The sequence below is a fragment of the Corynebacterium imitans genome, assembly GCF_000739455.1.
Taxonomy (GTDB): domain Bacteria; phylum Actinomycetota; class Actinomycetes; order Mycobacteriales; family Mycobacteriaceae; genus Corynebacterium; species Corynebacterium imitans.
Window position 1 is genome coordinate 2,307,227 of record NZ_CP009211.1, and the last position, 21,811, is coordinate 2,329,037.

The following is a 21,811-nucleotide window of genomic DNA, read 5'->3' on the forward strand; positions in this document are numbered from 1 at the left end:
AGCGGGAACGGGGCGGTGGAAAGCAGCGGCAATTACCAGGCGTTCATCACATTCAGGATGCGCGGCTTGGTGGCCACCAGCTGGGAGCCGAACTGATCCCAGTTGTGCAGGCCGGTCGGGGTAAACACGGCGGTGTGCTTCACGCCGGTCACGTTCGCCTTCGCGCTCCACAGGCGGGTAGTGAAGCTGGCAATTTGCTCCAGCGCAATACCTGCCGCGCGGTGCTCCGGCTTGTACTTTGCATCAGCCGGGCCAGGCGTGCCGCTACCCGCGGAGACGTAGACATCGCGCCCGCGCAGGTTGCCCATGTTCAGGAACGGGTCGTTCTCGTAGCGGCGCGGGTTGAAGATGGAGCCCCACATCGCGTTGAGGTTGTACAGCCCACCGTCGAGAAGCGCGATGCGCAGCGCAGTCTGCCCACCCGGAATGGTGGTGGTGAGGTACCCCGAGAACGACAGGGTCTGGCGGAACTGCTGCGGGTGCAGCGCGGCCAGGTTGATCGCGGCGGTGCCACCCATGGACAGGCCCACGATCGAGTTGTTGGTGGGCGAGACGCCGAAGTGGCGCTGCAGGTAGGCCGGCAGTTCCTTCGACAGGAAGGTGTCCCACTTGTAGGTCACCGGGTGGTTGAAGTCGTACGTGGCCGGCGCGTTCCAGTCCGTGTAGAAGGAGGACTGGCCGCCCACCGGCATCACCAGCGTGATGTTGTTGTCCTTGAACAGGCGAGCCGCGTTGACGTCATTGACCCAGGCGTTGGTGCGCTCGGTGGCGCGCAGGCCGTCGAGCAGGTACAGGCCAGCGTTGCCACCACGCTGGGCGGGCTGGATCTGCACGGTGATGTGGCGGCCCATCGCGGGCGACCACACGGTGCATCGCTGCACCCAGTACTTCACCCGGTCCCACTCGCAGTGGCCGGTGGAATCCGGGCGCAACCAGTCACGGTTGCCTGCCTGTGCCTGCGGTGCCGCGACCACCGTAGTGATCGCCGTGAGCAGCGCCATGAGCAGCGCGAGCAGGCTCCGCTTCGATTTGGATGCGGACATGACTCTCCCAACGTCGATGTTGATTCTCAGCTTTTGGTTACAGCAACGTTACCAAGTCGACATGGGAACGGCCATTTAATTCCGCGGCCAGGCGATCTGCGTACCCGAAAGCCCTGGGTCTTCGCCCTTTTTGATCGCTTCCAGCGTGTCGTCATCAAGGTAGACCGATGGATCCGCATCGAGCTGCAGCGAGCGACCGTCTCCCAGCGAATATTTCACATTCTCCCAGAAACGCTGGCGGCTCATCGGCTCACGCGAGCTAGCCAGAAGCGCCGAGATCTCATCAGAGCGCAGCGCGGCGCGCGCCTGCCGCGCTTCTTCGCGGTCCATGCCCTTGGGCATCGACTCGATCTTGGTGGCCGAATCCGCAACCTGCCACTCCAAGTGCAGATACTTGTCGTGCCCGATGCGCCCTTCCGGGTCGCGCGGCATGCGGCCTGCCAGCGGGGTGGCCAGGCCGACGGTGTCCAGCACGCGCATCTCTAGCGGCGCGTTCATGCTCGTCATTCCGAGGTTGGTCAGGTAGGCCGTCATCGGCAGATCAGCCAAGTCGCTGCCCGCGAGCTCGTCCGCATCCATCCGGGGGCGCCAGTACCAGTTGAAGCGCCCCGGGTCCTTTTCCACCAGGGCGATATTGAGCTGGCCGGCGTTGTGCTCCATGCCGGACTCGACCGTGGGGACCCAGTTGCGCATGAGTTTGGAGCCCAAGAAATCCGTGGCATACAGCGGCGGGTCGGCCGGGCTGTTGCCGGTGGCGTAGGACCAGAACTCGCGCTCGTCGACAATATTGAGCTCCTTTTCGCCGCGATCATAGGCGAACCAGTCGATGGGGTGCGCGCGCACCACGGTCACCGTCGCCCACACCACGATTGCTGTGGCCACCGCGGCGGTGACCCGAGTAAAGGGGATCGCCATCACCGGCAGCAGCAGCGCGAACAACGGGAAGAGCCACATCCGCCCGTGCATGAAGTCGCCGCCCACGCGCAGTACGTACAGGATGTGCACGAGCGCGCAACCGCTAGTCAGCAGCACAATTGCTAATCGACGCCCCCGCTCCTGGCGCAGTAGCCACACCGCCACCGCGGCCACGGCGATGACCGGTAGCCACAGCCAGTAGTAGCCGACAAAGTCCACAAAGTAGTTCCAGCCCCGGGCCCACTCGGAATCCGAAGCCGACTTGGCCACCGCAGTGTGCGGGGTGAGCAGCCCGTAGTAGCCCATGCGGAAAATTTGGTAGGCCGCGGGCACGGGCAGCGCCGCTGCGAGAATCCCCAGCGTCTTCTTTGGGCTGTACGCAATAAGGACGATGCCGGTGACCCCGCCGTAGAGCGCCAGCTCCGGGCGCACCAGCCAGGAAAGCCCGCACCAAAATGCCAGCCAGTAACCGGTAATCGGCTTCGCGCGCTTGCCTTGTGGGCTGGCCCACTGCACCAGCAGCACCCACCACACCGCGATCCAGCTTAAGCTTAAGCCCCATTCCAGGCCGGAGGTGGCAAAGTCGCGGGCGGGCGGAAGCGCGAGGTAGACGATGATGCCAAAGGGGACGACGGGCGCGACCTGGCGCACCTGCCAGAACTTGCCCGCCCCGTAGGTGGCAGCCACGGCGGCAATCACGGTACAGGCGAGTGCAAGCCACATCGCCACGCTCTCCAACCGGGCCCCGGTGAGCCAGCCGAACACAGTAATCAGGTACTGCCACAGGGTGGAGGTGTTGGCTTCGACCCGCTCGCCGACGTTAAAGACTGGGCCGTTGCCGGCCAGCAGGTTGCGCACCGTGCGCAGGACGATGAGCCCGTCGTCGGACATCCAGCGCCGGGTGTAGCCTCCCCAAAACGCGAAGATGCCCGCAATTGCCGCTGCGACGAGCAGGGAAAGGCGGGCCTGTTTGTTCATTCCAGCGATACTACTAAGCCAGTGCGGGAATGACGTAAACAGCCATGACGATGCACAGGATCCACGCGAGCGCGAGCAGCTGCAAGACGCGGTCTTCCAGCGCGATCTCGTCCGGCGCGCCGCCGTGGCCGCCGTCGACCTCCGCGGCGTAGCGCAGGATCGCGATGACGAAAGGCACCATGGAAATCTGGTACCAGATCGCGGCCGGGCCATCGGTGGCGTTGGACAGCTGGAAGCCCCACAGCGCGTAGCTCATCACCACAGCAGTGGCCGAAAGGGTCCAGACAAAGCGCAGGTAGGTGGCGGTGTAGCCCTCCAGCGCCTTGCGGATCTTCGCGCCGGTTTCCTGCGCCAGCAGCATCTCGGCATAGCGCTTACCCGAGGCCATGAACAGGGAGCCGAAGGCAGCGACCAGCAGGAACCACTGCGACAGGTCGATATTGGCGGCCACGCCGCCAGCCATGGTGCGCAGCATGAACCCGGAAGACACCAGCGCGATATCGATCACCGGGATGTGCTTCCAGCCGAAGCAGTAGCCCAACTGCAGGGCGATGTAGATGCCAATGACCAGGGCAAGCGCCGGGCCGTCGGTCGCGAGGAAGGACAGACCGATCGCCGCGACGATCAGGGCGATCGCCATGCCGAAGGCCAGCTTGATCGGCAGCATGCCCGAAGCGATCGGACGGAAGCGCTTCGTGGGGTGCTCCCGGTCCGAGTCCACATCCAGGGCGTCGTTGACCAGGTAGATGGAAGACGCACCGAGGCAGAAAACGATGAAGGCGAGCGCGACGTCGATAAGCGTGCGGCCCGTAAAGTTGCCGGCGGCGAGCGGCGCGGCGAGCACCAAGACGTTCTTAACCCACTGCTTCGGCCGCAGCCCCTTGATCATCGCGTCCGGCAGGTTCTTCGGGGGCTGGCGCTTCGTGCTGATGTCCACCCCGGTGGTGTGCGGCTCCGGCTTAAACAGCGGCTCGTCGTACACCTTCTCTGTGCCGTGTGTGCCCTGCTGGCTCTCGGTCATCGAGTTTTCCTTTCCGCCTCAACTACAACCCTGGCCACTACCGCACCAAGCGCGGCACCCGCCAGCGTGTCCGTAGGGTAATGCACCCCGAGCACGTTACGCGAACACATCATCACCGGCACGAGCAACCACGGCCACTTCTTCCCCGTAATATCCGCCAGGTGTACCGCGGCCGCGGCCGTGTTCGTGGCATGCGAGGAAGGAAAGGACAGCTGCGAGGGCGTCTTCACGCCAATCTTGATGCCAGCATCGTGCGGGCGCGGCCTGCGCACCAAGCGCTTGAGCACCACGCTCGCCGCGTGTGCGCAGAAGGTGCCCACGCCGAGTGCGAGCCACTTGCGCCGATTTTTGCTTGTCGACGCCGCGCCCACCGCCGCAACACCCATCCAGCCCAAGTCGTGCTCACCGAAGTGGCTGAGCGTACGGGCGGTTTTCACAGTGGCAGGAGCGTACACGCGGTCCTGCAAGGCGATCAGCGCTTTTGCTTCGCGGGTATCGAGTGATGGAAAAGGACTATTGGGCATCGAAAATCTTCCCCCACTCCTCGTGGCTGGTCAGCCGCGGCAACGCCGCACGGTACTCTTCCTGCAGCTCAGTCCAGCGCTGCTTGATCTCCGCCTGCAGCTCCTTCGTCTCCTTCAGCAGCGCGTCGCTTACGGCCTTGTCACGCTTGCGGAAGGCCACACCTGTCCCGCCCGCGGTAGAGACGGTGGCCGAGTCGACGCGCGCCAGCGTGTACCAGCGGGCCTCCTCGGCGGTGAGGTTGAGCTGCGGGGCGTCCCAGTGCGCGCGGTCCTCGGCGCGCAGCTGATGCCGCAGCGCCTTGAACGCCCACGGCAGCTTCTTCACCTTGGCCAGACGACCGCCGATGTTCTTGGTCGGCACGCCCGGCGCGCCAGTGGGCGCGGGCAGCTCGGAGGCGGAGGCGACGACCTTGGCGTCCGGGTACTGTTGGCGGATCTTCTGAATGCGCGGCAGGGAGGACTCCAAGACGTCGAAGAGCTGGTCCGGGCCGGCGAGGAAGTCCTTCATCGCCTCGACCTGGATGGCCATGGTGGAGTACTCCATGCACATGATGTGCTTGTAGGTGGACTTCAGCATGTTGCGCAGGATGCCGTCGGCCGCATCCGGGCCGTACATCGCGGCGACGATGAGGCGGTTGCGCAGGTGGAAGTAGGCCTGCCAGTCGATCGCGTCGTCCTTATCCGCCCAGGCCATGTGCCAGATCGCCACGCCCGGCCACGTCACCGTGGGGTAGCCGGCCTCCTTGGCACGCAGGGCGTACTCGGTGTCGTCCCACTTGATAAACAGCGGCAAGGGCAGGCCGAGCTGCTCGGCCACGGCGCGGGGGAAGAGGTTCATCCACCAACCGTTGTAATCCACATCCACGCGGCGGTGCAGCGCGCGCGAGGTGGTCTTGCGCGGGTCCAGTTCCTCCTGCTCGGTGCCGACGTAGCCCAGCGGGTACTTGGAAAAGTCGTGGTCATAGACCGCGTGCTCGGCCGCGCCCCACATGAAGGTGGCGCGGTCCACGGCCTCGCCGGTCGTGCGCAGCTGCGCCCGGTCCTGCAAGTTAAGCATCTGGCCGCCGACCAGGATCGGGGTGCGCGCGTAGCGTGCGGCCTGCACCGCGCGCAGGATGGAGTCCGGCTCGATCGCGATGTCGTCGTCCATGTAGAGGATATACGGGGCGTCCGTATTATTGAGCCCCTCGTACATGATGCGGCTGTAGCCGCCCGAGCCGCCCAGGTTGCCCTGGGAAAAGATGCGCAGCTTCTCGCCCAGCGCCGCCTGTGCTTCGGCGAAGTCCGGCTCGTCCGCCGGGTGCTGGTTGCCCTGGTCCGGCATGAGCACGTGACTGATGTGCGCCTCAACCTCCGGGTCCTCGGCCAACGCGTGCAGCGCGTTGACGGCATCGCGCGGGCGGTTGAAGGTGGGGATGCCCACGGCGACCTGCTTGGGCTGGGGTGGGATCGACGTGCCGTCGGCAAGCTTTTGCGCCTCCGGCTTTTGCGCAGCGCACCACGCCGCGTTCGTGATGGTGGTCTCGGTCTCCGCGGTCACGTCGAACCAGAGCCAGCCGCCGTCCTCAAAGTTCTTTAGCTCCAGCGGGATCTCGACGTGCTCGTCGGCGACCTCAACGTTTTTCACGCTGATTCGCACGCCGTCGTGCTTGGAGCGGTAGAGCGAGATGGTGGCCGCGCCCTCAACGTCCATGGCGAGCACTACTCGATCCAGCTGGGACCAGCGGCGCCAGTAGGAAGCCGGGAAGGCGTTGAAGTACGTCTCGAAGCTGACCTCCTGGCCCTCCGGCACCGTCAGGCTCGTCCGGTCGGCCCACCGCAGGCGCTGCTTATTCTGCTCCGCTTCGATCAGGTAGAGCGAGCGCACGTCGTGCGGCTCCCCCTTGCGCGGCATGAGCACGCGCGCCAGCGTCTCCACGGCAATCTGCGTATCCAAGAGGTCTCACTTCCAATGTCGGTGTACTGCATGCACTTTCAAGACAGTTCCACCCCAGCGTAATGGCTTGAAGCCCAATTGCCTCGCGCGGCTCGCGCGGCGGCGAGGTTTTCGGGTGGGGAATACACGACCGGTTGTGCAGCGCCGAAATAGTAACAGTAGTAAGAATAGTAAGAATAGTAACGAGTAAAAACGAGGTGCTTCATGCCACAGCTGCCGCGACGCCCCCGCAACCCGTACACAGCCACCATGGGCAAAACCCCTCCCGTCGTGGCGGGTCGCGACTCCTATGTCCAAGACTTCGCCGAGGCGCTTTACGACGGCCCCGGTACTCACGAGCGGATTTCTATCGTCACCGGCCCACGTGGCATTGGCAAGACCGTACTCCTCAACGAGTTCGAAGAAGCCGCACGGCAGCAGTCCTGGATTGTGATCTCGGAAACCACAACCGAGCATTTCAACGAGCGCCTCCGCGACACATTGATCCGAAAGATGCGGGAGGCGCAGCCGGACAATACCCGGCTTAGCAGCATCAATCTCCCCTTCGGCTGGGGTGGCCTGAGCTTCGACCGCGCCACCGAGCAGGCCCCACCTCCGTCACTGCGTTCCACGCTAGAAGAGTGCTTTGCGCTTCTTGAACAGTTGGACCAGCAACGCGGTCAGGCACCCACCGGCATTCTGATCACGCTGGATGAGCTGCATTACGCGCACATGCGCGACATCATTGAGTTCGGCACAACGATGCAACACATGATCCGCGAAGACCGCGAAATCGCCGTCGCGATGGCGGGCATTCCCGGCGCGGTGAAGCCCCTGCTCGCCGCGAACGAAGGGCGCAACCCAGTCACCTTCCTTCGCCGAGCGAACCGGATCGAGATGGGGCTCGTGCCGCTTGCCGACGTCGCCGACGCCCTCGAAGCTCCCGCCCGCGAAGTGGACATCGCGTGGACCCCAGAAGCGCTCAAACTCGGCACCGAGGCGACCGGCGGCTACCCGTTCATGATCCAGCTCGTCGGGCAGCACGCATTCCGCAGCGCACGCGAGGGCGTTATCGACGAATCGGCAGTGCGCGCGGGCATTGTGACTGCCCGCCGCAAGCTCGGCGAGTTGGTACACGAGCCGTCGCTGGCCGATCTCTCGGATGTCGACCGCACCTTCTTGACCGCCATGTCGCAAGACGACGGCCCTTCCCGGATGGCGGACATTGCCGAGCGAATGGGCGTGGACACGCAGTACGCAGGCACGTACAGAAGACGCCTCATCGAGGCCGAGATGATCCGGCCGACCGGGCGTGGTTTTGTGGATTATGAGCTCCCCTACATCCGGGAGTATCTCCGTGACCACCCTGCCGCTGATGCGATGGAACAGCTGTCCTTTCCCTCAGAAAACCACAAGGCCTAGCGCAGGACACTAGACTGTCCGCATGACGATTTTGCACTCTGTAGACTTTGGCCCCCGCGACGCCCAGCCGGTGGTGTTCCTCGGCTCCATCGCCTCAACCACCGATATGTGGCTGCCGCAGCTGGATTCCCTGTCCAAGGACTTCCGTGTCATCGCCATCGACCACCCTGGCCACGGCCAGTCCCCCGATCCGCAGGCGCTGCCGGGTGACACCACTATTAACGACCTGGCTAACAACGTCCTCGACACGCTCGATGCGCTCGGGGTCGATGAGTTCGCCATCGTCGGGCTCTCCCTCGGCGGGGCGATCGCGCAGTACCTCACTGCGACCAGCGGGCGTGTGACCAAGGCGGTCTTTATGTGCACCGCCTCCTACTTCGGCGGCCCGGATAAGTGGGCACCGCGCGCGGAGGAAACCCGCGCTGAGGGAATGGAGACCCGTGCGCGCGGCGCGATCGAGCTGTGGCTCACGCCTGAGTACCGCGCCAGTCACCCCGCGCTTACCGACGCGCTGACCAGGATGATCATGTCCACCCGCGGCGAAGGCTACGCCGTCGGCGCCGACGCCCTGGCCGGGTGGGACTACACCGAGGAGCTCGGCAACATCACCGTGCCGGTGCTTACGATTTCCGGCGCGGTCGACCCTTCCACCCCGCCCGAGGTGGTCCACGCGATCGCGGAGCACGTCGGCGGCGAGGCGGAGTCCATCACGCTCAGCTCCGGCGGGCACGTCCCGACCGTGGAGGTGCCGGAGGAAGTCACGCGCGCGCTGCGCACCTTCTTGTCTGCGTAATTACTGCCGGGTGAAGTGCTCGATCTTGTCCCAGTCCGGTTCGAGTCCGAGTCCCGGACCTTCGGGCAGGCGCACTACGCCGTCGGAGTAGTCCAGCTGCTCGGTGGTGTAGCTCTCCTTGAGCAGCAGCGGGCCGAAGAGTTCCGAGCCGAAGGTGATTTCCGGGGTTGCGCAGGCAAAGTGCAGCGAGGCCGCCGTGCCGAATGGCCCTTCAAGTGAGGTTGCACCGTGGCAGGCCAGGCCTGCTGCACCGGCGATGGCCGCGGCTTTTTTCGATTCCAGCAGGCCGCCGAGCTTGGTGGTCTTGATTGCCACGACGTCGGCAGCTTTCGCCTGCACGACCGCGAGCGCATCCGCCGGGGAGCAGACGGACTCATCCGCCATCACGGGCACGCCGATGCGAGTGGTCAGCTCTCGCAGCGTGTCCAACTCGTGAGCTGGGGTGGGCTGCTCGAAGAGTTCCACGCCGGCGTCGGCAAGCCGCGGGAGGTAGCGCAGCGCGGTGAGGCGGTCCCAGCGCGCGTTGACGTCTATGCGCAGGCCCACCTCCTCGCCGGAGTTGCGCAGCCTCGCAGCAAGGCTGGCGATGCGACGGGTATCCCGATCCGGGTCGCCGGCCCCCATCTTCAGCTTGAAGGAGCGCGTGCCCATGGTCTCCATGCGCTCGGTGATCTCCGCGACAGCCTCCTCGAGCGGGAGCACGCCGAGCGCCCAGGTCAGGTCGATCTCGTCGCGGACGCGCCCGCCGAGCAGGTCGCGCACCGGGACGTCGAGCGTTCGCGCCCAGGCGTCGTGCATGGCGACGTCGCAAGCGGCCTTGGCAAAGCGCATGTTGGCCACTACGGCCTCGAAGTCCTGCATGATACCGGCAAGTTCGTTGACCTGGCGGCCCACCATGACGGGCGCGAGGTAGCGCTCGACGATCACCTGCATGGTTTCGGCGGATTCGCCACCCCACCATGGGCCACCGGGGACCACACCCTCGCCGTAGCCGGTCACGCCTCCGGAAAGATGCACACTGACCAGCAGGATCGGCTGCGCGGTGGCGGTGTAGGTGGCAAATCCGTGGGGACGGAAGAGAGGGATGTCGAGAAGGCGGGTCTCCACGCGCTCAATGCGCAGATCAGCATCAGTATTCATAGTTGTCACGCTGTTGTCCTTATATATGTTGTGGGGCAGAGTACGGGTCAAGGCCCCACGACAATGTATGGCGGGGGCCTTCATCCAGGTAAGGAAGCGACGAAACTAGCTTGTGACTAGCTCTTGTCCAGTGCGAAGTTGTAGGTGACCTCGTCCAGACCGGACTCGCCCGGGGTCGGATCCAAGATCAGCTCCGGCTTCACAGCGGTTGCCACGTCGTTGTCCACGTAGTCGCCACCACGGAAGTACAGCTGCGTGGTGATCTCACGGAAACCAGGCTGCTTGACACGCAGGTGCAGGTGCGCCGGACGCCACGGGTGACCACCGTAAGACGCGATGAACCAACCGGTCGGGCCATCGTGCGGAATCATGTACGGCGCAGGCTTGACCGTGGTGATCTCGTACTCGCCGTTCTCGTTGGTCACGATCGTGCCGCGCAGGTTCCACTCCGGAATCCCCGGCGCGTACTGGGAGTAGTAGCCCTCCTCATCCGCGTGCCACAACTCAACGGTCGCACCACCAAGACCATTGCCGTCAATGTCGGTGACCTGGCCCTTGAAGATCAGCTGCTCAGACTGCTTGTCCGACTCACGCATCGGCATGGTCGTCTTCCACGGCAGCTCCGGCGCATCCGGCACGTAGTACGGGCCCTCAATCGAGCCCTTGGTGCCGGTGTAGTCGTGGCGGTTGTAGTTGATCTCCTCGATCTCGTGCTCAACGAACACGTCGAGCCACAGCGGCCATTCGCCGTACTCGCCGACCTTGATCATCCAGTCCTTGAGCACGCGGTACTCGTCATAGGTCACCTGGTGCTTGTGCGCGACATCAGCAATCGCCTTGAGCAGATCCGTGTAGATCTCGTTCGCGCGCTCCTTGGACGTATCCGACTTGTAGATGTGGTTCTGGAACGCAGCAGTCGCCGCGTTACCCGAACCCTTCGCGGTCGGGTCTTCGTGCTGCAGGTTTGCCTCGGTCATGGCTCCTCCTTGGTAGGGCGTGAATCCTGATTGAGTGATTGGCACCACTCGGTGAAGTCAAGTGTGTTGCATCACACCGGCAAACACAAGGAGTTTTTGCAAATGCAGGCACCGCAAAACACCCCTTAATGTGCCTACCAGCACAAACATCATGCGCCCCTAGGTAAGAGCTAGGTGCTCCCCTAGGAGTAAGGGGTAGACCCATTCCGCAACAGCCATATCGGCCATTCGTGCAGCACATTGACCATTTTCCCAACAGCCCTGGGCCAACCCTAGAAATTTCCCTAATGCAAGCCCCCGGCACCCCGGGGCATCATTGCTGCCAACCGACTCGCAGTGAGTCAGGTCACGTTCACGACAGAGTTTGAAAGGGGCCACCCGATGACGGCCGCGACATCCGCACGAGACATCCTTTCCCGCGCACTCGACGACCGCCCGGAGGAGGGCATCGTCCGCGTCAACCGCGAGATCTTCACCGATGAGGAGATCTTTGAGCTGGAAATGAAGTACATCTTCGAGGGCAACTGGCTCTTCCTCGCCCACGAATCCCAGATCCCCAACCCAGGCGACTACTTCACCACCAACATTGGCCGCCAGCCGGTGGTGATCACCCGTTCCAAGGACGGCGAGCTCAACTGCCTGATCAACGCTTGCTCCCACCGCGGCGCGATGCTCTGCCGCAAGAAGGTGGATAACCGCCTAACCATCACCTGCCCCTTCCACGGCTGGACCTTCTCCAACGACGGCACCTTGATCAAGGTCAAGGACGAAAAGGACGGCGGCTACCCGGATAACTTCAACACCGACGGCTCCCACAACCTGCGCGTTGTACCCAAGTTCGAGTCCTACCGCGGTTTCCTCTTCGGCTCGCTGAGCGCCGACGTCGTCCCGCTCGAGGAGCACCTGGGCGACGCCAAGGTCTTCTTGGACATGCTCATCGACCAGTCGCCGGAGGGCCTCGAGGTGCTCAAGGGCGCTTCCACCTACACCTTCGACGGCAACTGGAAGCTGCAGGCAGAAAACGGTGCCGACGGCTACCACGTCTCCTCCACCCACTGGAACTACGCAGCAACCACCTCGCGCCGCACCACCGGTGATTCCAAGAACGACACCAAGGCGATGGACGCAGGCAAGTGGGGTGAGCAGGGCGGCGGCTACTTCTCCTTCCCCAACGGCCACCTTGCACTCTGGTCGACCTGGGCCAACCCGGAGGACCGCCCGCTCTTTGACCGCCTGGACGCGCTCAAGGAGCTCCACGGCGAGGCCCGCGGCGAGTTCATGGTGGGCGCTTCGCGCAACCTGTGCCTGTACCCGAATGTCTACATCATGGACCAGTTCTCCACGCAGATCCGCCGCCTGGAGCCGAAGGGCGTGGACAAGACCGAGGTGACCATCTACTGCATCGCCCCCAAGGGCGAATCGGCTGAGGCGCGCGCAAAGCGCATCCGCCAGTACGAAGACTTCTTCAACGCCACCGGTATGGCCACCCCGGACGATTTGGAGGAGTTCCGCTCCTGCCAGAAGACCTACCAGGCGTCCTCTTTCCCCTGGAACGACATGACACGCGGGCAGAAGCAGCAGGTCGAGGGCCAGAACGAGAAGGCCAAGGAGCTCGGCATGAACACGGTGCTCTCCTCCGGTGCCCGCACCGAGGACGAGGGTCTCTACCCCATCCAGCACGGCTACTGGGAAGAAGTCATGCTGAGTGCGATCGAGCGCGAAGAGTCCGGCGAGGCTAAGGAAGTAGTCAATGACCGGGACTCCTCAGCGGCGACCGTCGAAAAGGCGAAGCAGCGCGCCGCAGCCAAGGCCGCAGCCGCCTCCGAGCGCCCAGCACGTCGCCGTCGTCGTAGGTAGCCAGCCCCCTCAACTTTTCAAGGAGAACCCCCATGTCACAGACCATTTCCCGCACCGAGATTGAAGACTTCCTCTACTACGAGGCGCGCCTTCTGGACGACCGCCAGTTCGAGGAGTGGCTCGAGTGCTACCGCGAAGACGCCGAGTACTGGATGCCCGCCTGGGACGTTGACGACACGCTCACCCAGGACCCGCAGCAGGAGATCTCACTGATCTACTACCCCACCCGCGCGGGCTTGGAAGACCGCGTTTTCCGTATCCGCACAGAGCGCTCCTCCGCAACCTCGATCCCGGAGCCGCGCACCAACCACAACATCACCAACGTGGAGATCCTCGAGCGCCGCGACGGCGAGGTGGATATCCGCTTCAACTGGATCTCCTACTACTTCCGCTACAACCACACCGACCACTACTTCGGCACGACCTTCCTCACCCTGGATACCAGCGGGGAGAAACTGCGCATTGCGAAGAAGAAGATCGTGCTGAAGAACGACTACATCCACCACGTCGTGGACATCTACCAGGTCTAAGGAGCCCACCATGACTGCACCAGAAATCACCCAGTACAAGGTTGCGCTCGCCTTCGAAGACGGTGTCACCCGCTTCATCGATTGCGCCGAAGACGAGACGATCGCGGATGCCGCCTACCAGGCCAAGATCAACATCCCCTTCGACTGCCGCGACGGTGCCTGCGGTACTTGCAAGGCGTTTTGCGACGCCGGCGACTTCGAAGAAGGCGACTACGTCGACGACGCCCTGAGCGCCGATGAAGCTGCCGACGGCTACATCCTCGCCTGCCAGACCAAGCCGCTAACCGACATGGTCGTCCACATCGCCTCGACCTCCGAGATGGCTAAGACCGGCACGCAGACCTTCGAAGGCGAGATCGTGGATCTCACCCGCCTGGGCAGCTCCATCTACCGCCTCGGCGTGAAGGTGGACAATAACGAGGCGCTCAACTTCCTGGCCGGCCAGTACGTCAACATCACCGTCCCGGGCAGCGAGGACCACCGCTCCTATTCCTTCTCCTCGGATGTCTCCGACGACGTAGCGACGTTTTTGATCAAGCACACCCCGAGCGGGCTCATGTCCACCTACCTGGATGAGCAGGCCAAGGTGGGCGATCGCCTCAAGCTGGAAGGGCCGGTCGGTTCCTTCTTCCTGCGCGAGCCGCTCGACCCGATCCTGCTGCTCGCGGGCGGTACCGGACTTGCCCCCATCATGGCGATCCTGGAGAAGCTCTCCCGCGACGAGAAGCTCGACGTGCCGGTGCGTCTGATCTACGGTGCAACCTTTGCCGACGAGTTGGTGGAGCTGGAGCGTCTCGACGGCTTCAAGGACACGCTGCCGGACTTCGACTACACCACCGTGCTGGCCGACCCGGAGGCGGAGCACGAGCGCAAGGGCTACGTCACTGACCACATGGATGCTTCCGAGCACCTGCACGATGGCGAGGCCGACGTCTACCTGTGCGGCCCGCCGCCGATGGTGGAAGCCGTGCGCACCTACCTGGACGCACAAGCCACGCCGCCGCGCAACTTCTACTTCGAGAAGTTCAACCCGACCGTGCCATCCGCGCCCAAAGAGTCGCAGGAGGTGTAAGTACAAGTGGCAGGACACCACGAGACGCAAAGTGAAGTGGGCGCAGTTCCCGCCGCCGATGTGGACGACCAGGCCACCGGCCTGTTCACCCCGAATCGCTTCCGCCACCAGAGCGTACTGATTACCGGTGCCGCCCAGGGCATCGGCCGCGCGGTGGCAGAGCGAATCGCGCGCGAAAACGGCTCAGTGTTCCTAGTGGACCGCTCCGAGATTGTCCATGAAGTAGCCGAGTCGCTCTGCGAGCTCACCTGTGGCGCGGTTGGCTCGGCCACAGCGGACCTGGAGACCTTCGCCGGAGCGCAGGACGCGGTGGCGCAGGCACGGGAGGCCCTCGGCTCTCTCGACGTGTGCATCAACAACGTCGGCGGCACGATCTGGGCCAAGCCCTTCGAGCACTACTCGGAAGAGGAGATCACCAAGGAGATCAACCGCTCGCTGTTTACCACCCTGTGGTCGGTGCGCGCGGAGCTGCCGGAGCTGATTGCCAACGGCGGCGGCACGATCGTCAATGTCTCCTCCGTGGCCACGCGCGGGGTCAATCGCGTGCCGTACGCAGCCTCCAAGGGCGCGGTGAACGCGCTGACCTCGGCGCTTGCGCTGGAGGCGGCGGAGAAGAACGTCCGCGTCGTGGCCACTGCCCCGGGCGGCACGCTCGCTCCGGAGCGCCGCGTGCCACGTGGCCCGGGCCCAGAAGGCGAGCAGGAAAAGCAGTGGTACCAGCAGATCGTGGATCAGACGATCGATTCCACTGTGATGGGCCGCTACGGCACGCTCGACGAGCAGGTCGCGCCGATCGTGTTCCTCGCCTCCAAGGAGGCCAGCTACATCACTGGTTCCGTCCTCCCCGTTGCGGGCGGCGACCAGGGTTAGCGTAAGTTACACAACATGCAGGATGGGATGTTAACTGAGTCATACCTCGAGCGGGAGATCCAGCATGCACTGCTCTCCCTACCCGAGGGCGTCGGCTACGCCGCCCTAGTCTCTGGCCCAGCAGGGGCGGGCAAGTCCGACATGGTGGCACGGCTGACCACCCCGTTGACAGACTGGAAGAGGGTCCAGGTTGGCGCGCTCGAGTGGGAGCAGGACAACGAGGGCTACATCCAACGCATCGTAGAAGGCCGACTCGGCCACCCACTTGCCCCCGCCCCGGATGAGGGATACGACCCGGCGCCGCTGATTTGCGTGGATCACGCGCAGTGGGCTGATCGGGCGTCGATACGTGCCCTGCTCAGCGCGGTCCGCTCGGTGTCTGCGGGTAACGCTGCGCTACTGCTTACCGTCGATTCCGACGCGGACCCGCTCGAGCTGCGCAGTGCAGTCGACGCCGTCTTTGAGATCCCGCCAATGGACACCGGCGAGGTGCAGCGCTTCGTATCTCAAGCGGTCGGCGCGAGTATCACGGCGCAAACTGCCACGCAGATGCGCGTGATCACGGGCGGCAATCCCGCCTATGTTCGCCAGCTGCTGGGGCAATATCCGGCGGACCACTGGAGCACCGAGGCCCCACTTTTGCGCGTTCCCGACGACTGGCACGCTGCACTCTTGCGCCGCTGTCCGGAGGCGGAGCAGAGGAAGATGCGGGAGCTTCTTCTCGCCACTGCGCTGGTCAGCTACGACGATGGCCCCCAGCCGCTGACCCTTTTAGAGTCCATCCTGCCCGGGATGGAGGAGACGTTTTCCGCCGCGCTCAACGCCGGAGTACTGGGTATCCACCTGTTGGGTGGACAGCGCTTCGTCTACTTCCGCCACACCACCGATCGCGCCGCCGTGCGCGCCGGCGCCGACATCCCGTTTATGCGGGCGCTCCACGCAAAAGCCGCCACGTTCTATACCAACCGCGGTAACCTGAACGCGTCTACCTTCCACTGGGCACAGAGCCAGCCCGCGCGCGATCCGAACGTCACCCGCGCGCTGTTGGAGCGTGCCGCCGCACTCGGCAGGGCCGGGCAGTGGTTAGACGCCGCCCGTTTCCAGCTGCTCGCAGCTACCATTGCCCAGAACGTGAACTTGGAGGAACGCCACACGCTCTCGGCCGTCGAGTCCCTCATTTCTGGCTCCGATATCCGGCAGGCCAAACTGCACGCGTCCACATTGCCGGCCACGGATGTCGACCCGCACGTCGATTCGGTCCGAGGCTTCTTGGCCATCCATGAGGGCCAGCGCAACGCCGCCGACACGCTGCTGGAACGCGCCTGGAACGGGGCAGGCGAGGCAGAGGAGACAGCCCCGCTGCGGGCGTCGATAGCCGCGCGCCGCACGCTGTTCCACCTGCACGAGTGGGAGCCGGAGGAGATCATCCGGTGGGCGGAGATCACCCGCCGCGAAGCTGGCGAGGACTTCCTCACCGTCGCCGATACCCGCTACCTTTCCACGATGGCCGAAGGCGTGCTGTGCGGCACGATCCCTACTTACGAAGAGGATCCGCGTGAGACTCCGGTGCTCGCGTTTCGACGCGAGATGACCCTGGGCTGGTTCAACACAGTCCACGACAATCTCGCCGAGGCACGGCAGCGCCTTCAGGTCACCACCCGGCAGGAGGGCGCGCACCGCATCGTGGTGTGGATGGACGCGTGGCTCGCCCGCACCCTTTACTTGCTGGGCGAACCGGGCAACGCGCTGCAGGTCGTCGAGCGGGGACTCTCCCGCGCGGAGCAGCACGGGCTTGAGTTCCTCTCCCCGCTGCTGCTGTGGACGGGCACCGCCTGCGCCCAGCTACGCGGTGAACACTCCCTGGCCGCTTCCTATACCAACCGGCTCACGCTCAACGAGGACGCGTTCGTCATTCAGCGGGTTCCCGCGCTGCTCACCCAGCTGCGCAGCGCACTTGCGAAGAGCGATTACCGCACGGCAGTGCGCTTCGGCCGCGAGCTCGCCACAATTCAGGAACGCACGGACATCTCCCAGCCTGGCTTCTGGCCCTGGGAGGACCTCTACGCCCGGGCGCTTTTGGCCACCGGGGAGCACGAGAAGGCAGAGACGGTGCTCGAGACGGCCGAGGCGCGCGCTGCGACAAGCCACATCGACTCCGTCCACGCGCGCCTGGCCGTGCCACGCGCCAACCTCTTGATCCAGCGGGGCGACACCGCAGCTGGGCTGCGCACCTTCCAGGACGCGGTCGAGCGCCTGCAGTTCCGGCAACTGCCCGCTGCCGAGTCGACCTTGCTGTTCGCCTATGGGCGCGCTTTACGACGCCTCGGGCGACGCAAGCAGGCCGACGACGCACTCGCCCAGGCCTCTTCTCTCTTTCAAGCGATGGGCGCGCACGAACTCGTCGCCCTGGCGGACCGAGAGCGGCGCGCAGGCGGGCTCGGCGAGCGGGTCAATGGCTTTGCCGGGCTGACCCCGCAGGAGGAAGAGATCGCCCGGGCGGTGGCAACCGGCGCTTCAAATAAGGAGGTGGCAAACGAGTTCTACCTTTCCACCAAGACTGTGGAATACCATTTGACCAGGGTGTACCGGAAGCTTGGGATCCGTTCCCGCAACGAGCTTGCGAGCGCACTCGAACGTAAATAAGACATACCGAAAGGACACACACATGCTGTTTCTCGCACGAATGGACGTCACCTTCCCCGAGTCCCTGACCCCTGAGCAGGTGGCCGACTTCCAGGCACAAGAAAAGGAGTACTCGGGCAACCTCCAGCGCCAGGGCACCATGAAAGGTATCTGGCGGGTAGTTGGCGAGTACTCCAATTATTCGATTTACGACGTCCGTGACAACGATGAGTTGCACGCCGTGCTCTCCGGGTTCCCCATGTACCCCTACATGAAGATTAAGGTCACCCCCCTGGCCGACCACCCGAACGTGACGGACGCCGTGGCGTACTAGCTGGCGCTAGTGGGCGCTACGGCTGGCCGCTGCGATCGCACGGAGAACAGTGTTGGTCTCGTGGGTCAGGAAGATCTTCCAGAACTTCATTGCACTTCTCCTTTCAATTCGCCTGTTGTTAACTTTGTGTTAACCATAGGGAATTAGTTGGTGGATGTCAAGCATTGTGCCGCGCCTACTATCGGAGAAAACAATAAAACGCCCCGCCGACCACGGAAAACGTGGTTGACGGGGCGTCGATAAATGCGGGGCAAAAACTACACGGCGACTTCGAAAGGAGCCTCGGTTGCCTCGCGGACCGACTCGACGGTCTCGCCCGGCGCGACCTCGATCAGGGTGAGCCCCTTCATCGGATCCACCTTGAACACCGCAAGGTTGGTAATGATCAGGTCGACACACTTCGCGCCGGTCAGCGGCAGGCGGCACTCCTCGAGCACCTTGGACGCACCCTTCTTGGTGGTGTGCTCCATGAGCAGGATGATTTCCTTGGCGCCGTGGACCAGGTCCATCGCACCGCCCATGCCCTTGACCATCTTGCCCGGGATCATCCAGTTGGCCAGGTCGCCATACTGGGAAACCTCCATCGCGCCGAGGACGGCGACGTCGATCGCGCGGGAGCGAATCATGCCGAAGGAATCGGAGGATGAGAAGAAGGAGCCGCCGTTGGCCACCGTGATGGTTTCCTTGCCGGCGTTAATCAGCTCCGGGTCCACCTCGTCCTCGTGTGGGTAGGCACCGACGCCGAGGATGCCGTTCTCGGAGTGCAGCACTACCTCAATACCCTCGGGCAGAAAGCCCGGGATCAGCGTGGGCATACCGATACCCAGGTTGACGTATTGGCCGTCGCGCAGCTCCTTCGCTGCACGTGCCGCCATTTCTTCGCGGTTCCAGCTCATTTACTTGCTCACCGTCCTAAACTCGATGCCTGTTTCTTGCGGGCCGACCTCAACAACGCGGTCAACGTAAATACCTGGCAGGTCCACCTCTGCCGGGTCGATGGTGTCCACGACTTCCTCCGCCTGGACGATGGTGGTCTTGCCACAGGCGGCAACGTCGGGGTTGAAGTTGCGGGCCGTCTTGTTAAAGACGAGGTTGCCATAGCGGTCCGCCTTCTTTGCGTGCACAAACGAGAAGTCCGGGGTCAGCGCCTCTTCCAGCACGTACTGCTCACCGTTGAACTCGCGGATCTCCTTCGGCTTGGAGTACTCGGCGATCGAGCCGTCCGGGTTGTAACGCACCGGGATCTCGCCGCTAGCCAGCGGGGTGCCCACGCCCGCCTTGGTGTAGAAGGCGGGCACGCCGGCGCCGCCTGCACGCATCCGCTCGGCAAGCGTGCCCTGCGGGGTGAACTCCACGGTGAGCTCGCCCTCGAGGTACTGGCGCGCGTACTCCTTGTTAGTCCCCAGGTAGGAGCCGATGGAGCGGGCTATCTTGCCGTCCTTCAGCAGCAGGCCAAGGCCAAAGCCGTCGGTTCCCAGGTTGTTGGAGATGATGGTCAACTCACCGGCGCCCTGCTTACGCAGCGCGTCGATCAGACGGGCAGGGATGCCGACGAGACCGAAGCCGCCGACGGCAATCGAGGCGCCGTCGCCGATATCAGCCACCGCCTCGTCGATTGATGTCACAACTTTGTTCAGCATGACTCCACCCTAGCGCCCGTTCGAAGACTGCACAAGGGTTCTCAACGCGAACATTTTTGGAGTACAGTGGGATGCAGCGCACATTCCAGTGCGCAATGTGCCCCATGACATGGCGCGAAAAAACGCCCCTGAGCTGCGAAAAGGAGACCCGATGCAAGTACAAACCGTGCAGTCGTTGGTCCGTGGTCTTGCGGTCATCCGTGCCTTCGACGCCGAGCACCCCCGTCGCACCCTCGCACAGGTTGCCGACGCGACCGGGCTCGCCCGCGCGACCACGCGCCGCTTTCTGCACACGCTCATCGCCGAGGGCTACGCCGCCACCGACGGCGCAGAGTTCTGGCTCACCCCGAAAATGCTGGAACTGGGCTACGCCTACCTCTCCAGCCTCGGCCTGCCGACCATCGCGCAGCCGCACCTGGAGGCGCTCTCGCGCACGCTCAACGAGTCCTGCTCGCTGTCCGTGCTCGACGGATCTGACGTGGTTTACGTCGCGCGCTCCGCGGCCAGCCGCATCATGAGCGTGAACATCACCATCGGCACCCGCTTCCCAGCGCACGCGACCTCCATGGGGCGCGTCCTCCTGGCGGGGCTCGACGATGCACAAATTGACGAGTACCTCGCCGACCCCCTCGAGCCGATCACCCCGTCGACCATCACGGACCCGGACACGCTCCGCAGCGCGCTGCGTAACATCCGGGATGCCGGCTGGTGCGTGGTGGATCAGGAGCTCGAGGCGGGACTGCGCTCGATCGCCGCGCCCGTGCGCGACTCCACGGGCAAGACGGTCGCCGCGGTCAACGTCTCCACCCACGTGGCGGCGCACCCCTACGAACAGCTTGTGGACAACCTCTTGCCGCAGCTGCTCAACACCGCCGAGGCCATCACCCGTGACCTCATGGCCACGCACAACAACGTCTAATCCCTGAAAGGACTACTCATGAACCAGCCAGAGATCGTCATTTGCAACCCGAAGCGCACCGCAGTCGGCCGCTACGGCGGCGCGTTTGTCGGCGTGCCTGTCCAAGAGCTCGCCGCGACCGTCGTCACCGAGGTGATCAAGGAGGCGGGCATCGAAGGCTCGCTTATCGACGACATCATCCTCGGCCAGGCCTCCCCCAACGGTGCCGCGCCTGCCCTGGGCCGCGTGGTCGCCCTTGACGCGGAGCTGGGCGTAGACGTCCCCGGCATGCAGCTGGACCGCCGTTGCGGCTCCGGCCTGCAGGCAGTGGCCACTGCCGCAGCCCACATCGCCTCCGGCGCGGCCGACCTGATCATTGCCGGCGGCGCCGAGTCCATGTCGAACACCGAGTACACGGTGGACGGCAAGATCCGCTGGGGTGCCAAGGGCGGCAACCTCGAGTTCAAGGACCGCCTGCAGGAGGGCCGCGAGCAGGCCGGCGGCAAGCACCACCCGATCCCGGGCGGCATGATCGAGACCGCCGAGAACCTGCGCGATGAATACTCCATTGCCCGCGACCGCCAGGACCAGCTCGCCGTGAACTCCCACAAGCGCGCCGCCGCAGCCCAGGAGGCCGGCAAGTTCGACGAGGAGATCGTCCCCGTTTCCGTCCCGCAGCGCAAGGGCGACCCGATCGTGGTGGACAAAGACGAGCACATCCGCCCGAACACCTCCACCGAGTCCCTGGCCAAGCTGCGCCCGGTCATGGGTAAGAAGCTGGACGGTGCCACCGTGACCGCCGGCAACGCCTCCGGCCAGAACGACGGTGCCGCCGCCATGATCGTGACCACCCGCGAGAAGGCCGAAGAGCTGGGCCTGAACCCGGCTGCCGTCCTGCGCGGCTGGGCCGTCGCCGGCGTGGCCCCGGAGACCATGGGTATCGGCCCGGTCGCCGCGACCGAGAAGCTCTTTGACCGCCTCGGCATCTCCTTCGACGACATCGACCTGATCGAGCTCAACGAGGCCTTCGCCGCCCAGGCCTTGGCGGTGCTGGACGCCTGGGGCATTTCCGAGGACGACCCACGCGTCAACCCGGTCGGCTCCGGCATCTCGCTCGGCCACCCCGTCGGTGCCACCGGCGCCCGCATGCTGGTCACCGCCTCCCACGAAATGCAGCGCACCGACGCCAAGCGCGCCCTGGTGACCATGTGCATCGGCGGCGGCCAGGGCTTGGCCGCGGTGATTGAGAAGGCGTAAACC

General features: G+C 64.4%; 19 protein-coding genes. 10 read left to right on the forward strand and 9 right to left on the reverse strand.

Annotated features, from left to right (window positions below; genetic code table 11):
- Positions 1 to 32: 32 nt before the first annotated feature.
- The 5 genes from CIMIT_RS10760 to CIMIT_RS10780 all read right to left on the reverse strand — a co-directional run bounded on the left by CIMIT_RS10760 (position 33) and on the right by CIMIT_RS10780 (position 6,417).
- Positions 33 to 1,043, reverse strand: a complete 1,011-nt coding sequence (locus CIMIT_RS10760) for an alpha/beta hydrolase (protein ID WP_038592835.1) — start codon at positions 1,041 to 1,043, stop codon at positions 33 to 35.
- 75 nt (positions 1,044 to 1,118) lie between these two features.
- Positions 1,119 to 2,936 (reverse strand): hypothetical protein, encoded by a 1,818-nt coding sequence (locus CIMIT_RS10765; RefSeq protein WP_038592838.1) that lies wholly within the window; start codon positions 2,934 to 2,936, stop codon positions 1,119 to 1,121.
- A 13-nt stretch (positions 2,937 to 2,949) separates the two neighbouring features.
- A complete protein-coding gene (locus CIMIT_RS10770) occupies positions 2,950 to 3,957 on the reverse strand; it encodes a decaprenyl-phosphate phosphoribosyltransferase (protein ID WP_051904961.1) in 1,008 nt (335 codons plus the stop codon).
- Positions 3,954 to 4,394, reverse strand: coding sequence for a phosphatase PAP2 family protein (locus CIMIT_RS10775; RefSeq protein ID WP_328286426.1), 441 nt, complete (start codon positions 4,392 to 4,394; stop codon positions 3,954 to 3,956). The genes CIMIT_RS10770 and CIMIT_RS10775 overlap by 4 nt, the downstream gene beginning before the upstream one ends.
- Before the next feature lie 76 nt (positions 4,395 to 4,470).
- Positions 4,471 to 6,417: a glycosyltransferase gene (locus CIMIT_RS10780; RefSeq protein WP_038592841.1), complete on the reverse strand. Its 1,947-nt coding sequence runs from the start codon at positions 6,415 to 6,417 to the stop codon at positions 4,471 to 4,473.
- Positions 6,418 to 6,666: 249 nt separating this feature from the next.
- On the opposite strand from CIMIT_RS10780, the gene CIMIT_RS10785 reads away from it, so the two are divergent.
- A complete protein-coding gene (locus CIMIT_RS10785; RefSeq protein WP_051905053.1) occupies positions 6,667 to 7,818 on the forward strand; it encodes an ATP-binding protein in 1,152 nt (383 codons plus the stop codon).
- Between the two features lie 22 nt (positions 7,819 to 7,840).
- Positions 7,841 to 8,611, forward strand: a complete 771-nt coding sequence (locus CIMIT_RS10790) for an alpha/beta fold hydrolase (RefSeq protein WP_038592844.1) — start codon at positions 7,841 to 7,843, stop codon at positions 8,609 to 8,611.
- Here the strand turns inward: CIMIT_RS10790 and CIMIT_RS10795 are convergent, their stop codons facing one another.
- Positions 8,612 to 9,751 (reverse strand): muconate/chloromuconate family cycloisomerase, encoded by a 1,140-nt coding sequence (locus tag CIMIT_RS10795; RefSeq protein WP_038592847.1) that lies wholly within the window; start codon positions 9,749 to 9,751, stop codon positions 8,612 to 8,614.
- Positions 9,752 to 9,867: 116 nt separating this feature from the next.
- Entirely contained in the window at positions 9,868 to 10,728 is an 861-nt protein-coding gene (gene catA / locus CIMIT_RS10800) for a catechol 1,2-dioxygenase (protein WP_038592850.1), read from the reverse strand.
- Between the two features lie 381 nt (positions 10,729 to 11,109).
- On the opposite strand from catA, the gene benA reads away from it, so the two are divergent.
- From benA to catC, 6 genes are read left to right on the forward strand one after another with little or no spacing between them, the layout of a single operon-like run.
- Complete coding sequence (gene benA, locus CIMIT_RS10805) at positions 11,110 to 12,585, forward strand: benzoate 1,2-dioxygenase large subunit (RefSeq protein WP_038592853.1); 1,476 nt, start codon at positions 11,110 to 11,112, stop codon at positions 12,583 to 12,585.
- A 32-nt stretch (positions 12,586 to 12,617) separates the two neighbouring features.
- Positions 12,618 to 13,115, forward strand: coding sequence for a benzoate 1,2-dioxygenase small subunit (gene benB, locus CIMIT_RS10810; RefSeq protein ID WP_038592856.1), 498 nt, complete (start codon positions 12,618 to 12,620; stop codon positions 13,113 to 13,115).
- 10 nt (positions 13,116 to 13,125) lie between these two features.
- Positions 13,126 to 14,187 carry a benzoate 1,2-dioxygenase electron transfer component BenC gene (gene benC / locus CIMIT_RS10815; protein ID WP_038592859.1) on the forward strand — a complete coding sequence of 354 codons (1,062 nt, stop codon included), beginning with the start codon at positions 13,126 to 13,128 and terminating at the stop codon, positions 14,185 to 14,187.
- A 36-nt stretch (positions 14,188 to 14,223) separates the two neighbouring features.
- Positions 14,224 to 15,057, forward strand: coding sequence for a 1,6-dihydroxycyclohexa-2,4-diene-1-carboxylate dehydrogenase (locus tag CIMIT_RS10820; protein WP_095066792.1), 834 nt, complete (start codon positions 14,224 to 14,226; stop codon positions 15,055 to 15,057).
- A 27-nt stretch (positions 15,058 to 15,084) separates the two neighbouring features.
- Positions 15,085 to 17,700, forward strand: a complete 2,616-nt coding sequence (locus CIMIT_RS10825; RefSeq protein ID WP_038592862.1) for a LuxR C-terminal-related transcriptional regulator — start codon at positions 15,085 to 15,087, stop codon at positions 17,698 to 17,700.
- Between the two features lie 22 nt (positions 17,701 to 17,722).
- Positions 17,723 to 18,013 (forward strand): muconolactone Delta-isomerase, encoded by a 291-nt coding sequence (gene catC, locus CIMIT_RS10830; RefSeq protein WP_038592875.1) that lies wholly within the window; start codon positions 17,723 to 17,725, stop codon positions 18,011 to 18,013.
- Positions 18,014 to 18,270: 257 nt separating this feature from the next.
- Here catC and CIMIT_RS10835 read toward each other — a convergent pair whose 3' ends face one another.
- Both CIMIT_RS10835 and CIMIT_RS10840 read right to left on the reverse strand, forming a co-directional pair.
- Positions 18,271 to 18,909 carry a 3-oxoacid CoA-transferase subunit B gene (locus CIMIT_RS10835; protein WP_038592878.1) on the reverse strand — a complete coding sequence of 213 codons (639 nt, stop codon included), beginning with the start codon at positions 18,907 to 18,909 and terminating at the stop codon, positions 18,271 to 18,273.
- Positions 18,910 to 19,653, reverse strand: coding sequence for a CoA transferase subunit A (locus CIMIT_RS10840; protein ID WP_038592881.1), 744 nt, complete (start codon positions 19,651 to 19,653; stop codon positions 18,910 to 18,912).
- Positions 19,654 to 19,804: 151 nt separating this feature from the next.
- Between CIMIT_RS10840 and CIMIT_RS10845 the strand changes: the two genes are divergently transcribed.
- Positions 19,805 to 20,572, forward strand: a complete 768-nt coding sequence (locus CIMIT_RS10845) for an IclR family transcriptional regulator domain-containing protein (RefSeq protein WP_231910295.1) — start codon at positions 19,805 to 19,807, stop codon at positions 20,570 to 20,572.
- Between the two features lie 18 nt (positions 20,573 to 20,590).
- Positions 20,591 to 21,808 (forward strand): acetyl-CoA C-acetyltransferase, encoded by a 1,218-nt coding sequence (locus CIMIT_RS10850; RefSeq protein ID WP_038592886.1) that lies wholly within the window; start codon positions 20,591 to 20,593, stop codon positions 21,806 to 21,808.
- Positions 21,809 to 21,811 lie beyond the last annotated feature (3 nt).

Excerpts from the sequence above, each read along its gene's own strand:
- CIMIT_RS10845 (WP_231910295.1), top strand. The coding sequence starts at position 19,805 with ATGCAAGTACAAACCGTGCAGTCGTTGGTCCGTGGTCTTGCGGTCATC.
- catA (WP_038592850.1), bottom strand. The coding sequence starts at position 10,728 with ATGACCGAGGCAAACCTGCAGCACGAAGACCCGACCGCGAAGGGTTCG.
- CIMIT_RS10770 (WP_051904961.1), bottom strand. The coding sequence starts at position 3,957 with ATGACCGAGAGCCAGCAGGGCACACACGGCACAGAGAAGGTGTACGAC.
- CIMIT_RS10760 (WP_038592835.1), bottom strand. The coding sequence starts at position 1,043 with ATGTCCGCATCCAAATCGAAGCGGAGCCTGCTCGCGCTGCTCATGGCG.
- CIMIT_RS10790 (WP_038592844.1), top strand. The coding sequence starts at position 7,841 with ATGACGATTTTGCACTCTGTAGACTTTGGCCCCCGCGACGCCCAGCCG.
- CIMIT_RS10850 (WP_038592886.1), top strand. The coding sequence starts at position 20,591 with ATGAACCAGCCAGAGATCGTCATTTGCAACCCGAAGCGCACCGCAGTC.
- catC (WP_038592875.1), top strand. The coding sequence starts at position 17,723 with ATGCTGTTTCTCGCACGAATGGACGTCACCTTCCCCGAGTCCCTGACC.
- CIMIT_RS10835 (WP_038592878.1), bottom strand. The coding sequence starts at position 18,909 with ATGAGCTGGAACCGCGAAGAAATGGCGGCACGTGCAGCGAAGGAGCTG.
- CIMIT_RS10785 (WP_051905053.1), top strand. The coding sequence starts at position 6,667 with ATGGGCAAAACCCCTCCCGTCGTGGCGGGTCGCGACTCCTATGTCCAA.
- CIMIT_RS10765 (WP_038592838.1), bottom strand. The coding sequence starts at position 2,936 with ATGAACAAACAGGCCCGCCTTTCCCTGCTCGTCGCAGCGGCAATTGCG.
- CIMIT_RS10825 (WP_038592862.1), top strand. The coding sequence starts at position 15,085 with ATGTTAACTGAGTCATACCTCGAGCGGGAGATCCAGCATGCACTGCTC.
- CIMIT_RS10795 (WP_038592847.1), bottom strand. The coding sequence starts at position 9,751 with ATGAATACTGATGCTGATCTGCGCATTGAGCGCGTGGAGACCCGCCTT.
- benC (WP_038592859.1), top strand. The coding sequence starts at position 13,126 with ATGACTGCACCAGAAATCACCCAGTACAAGGTTGCGCTCGCCTTCGAA.
- benA (WP_038592853.1), top strand. The coding sequence starts at position 11,110 with ATGACGGCCGCGACATCCGCACGAGACATCCTTTCCCGCGCACTCGAC.
- benB (WP_038592856.1), top strand. The coding sequence starts at position 12,618 with ATGTCACAGACCATTTCCCGCACCGAGATTGAAGACTTCCTCTACTAC.
- CIMIT_RS10840 (WP_038592881.1), bottom strand. The coding sequence starts at position 19,653 with ATGCTGAACAAAGTTGTGACATCAATCGACGAGGCGGTGGCTGATATC.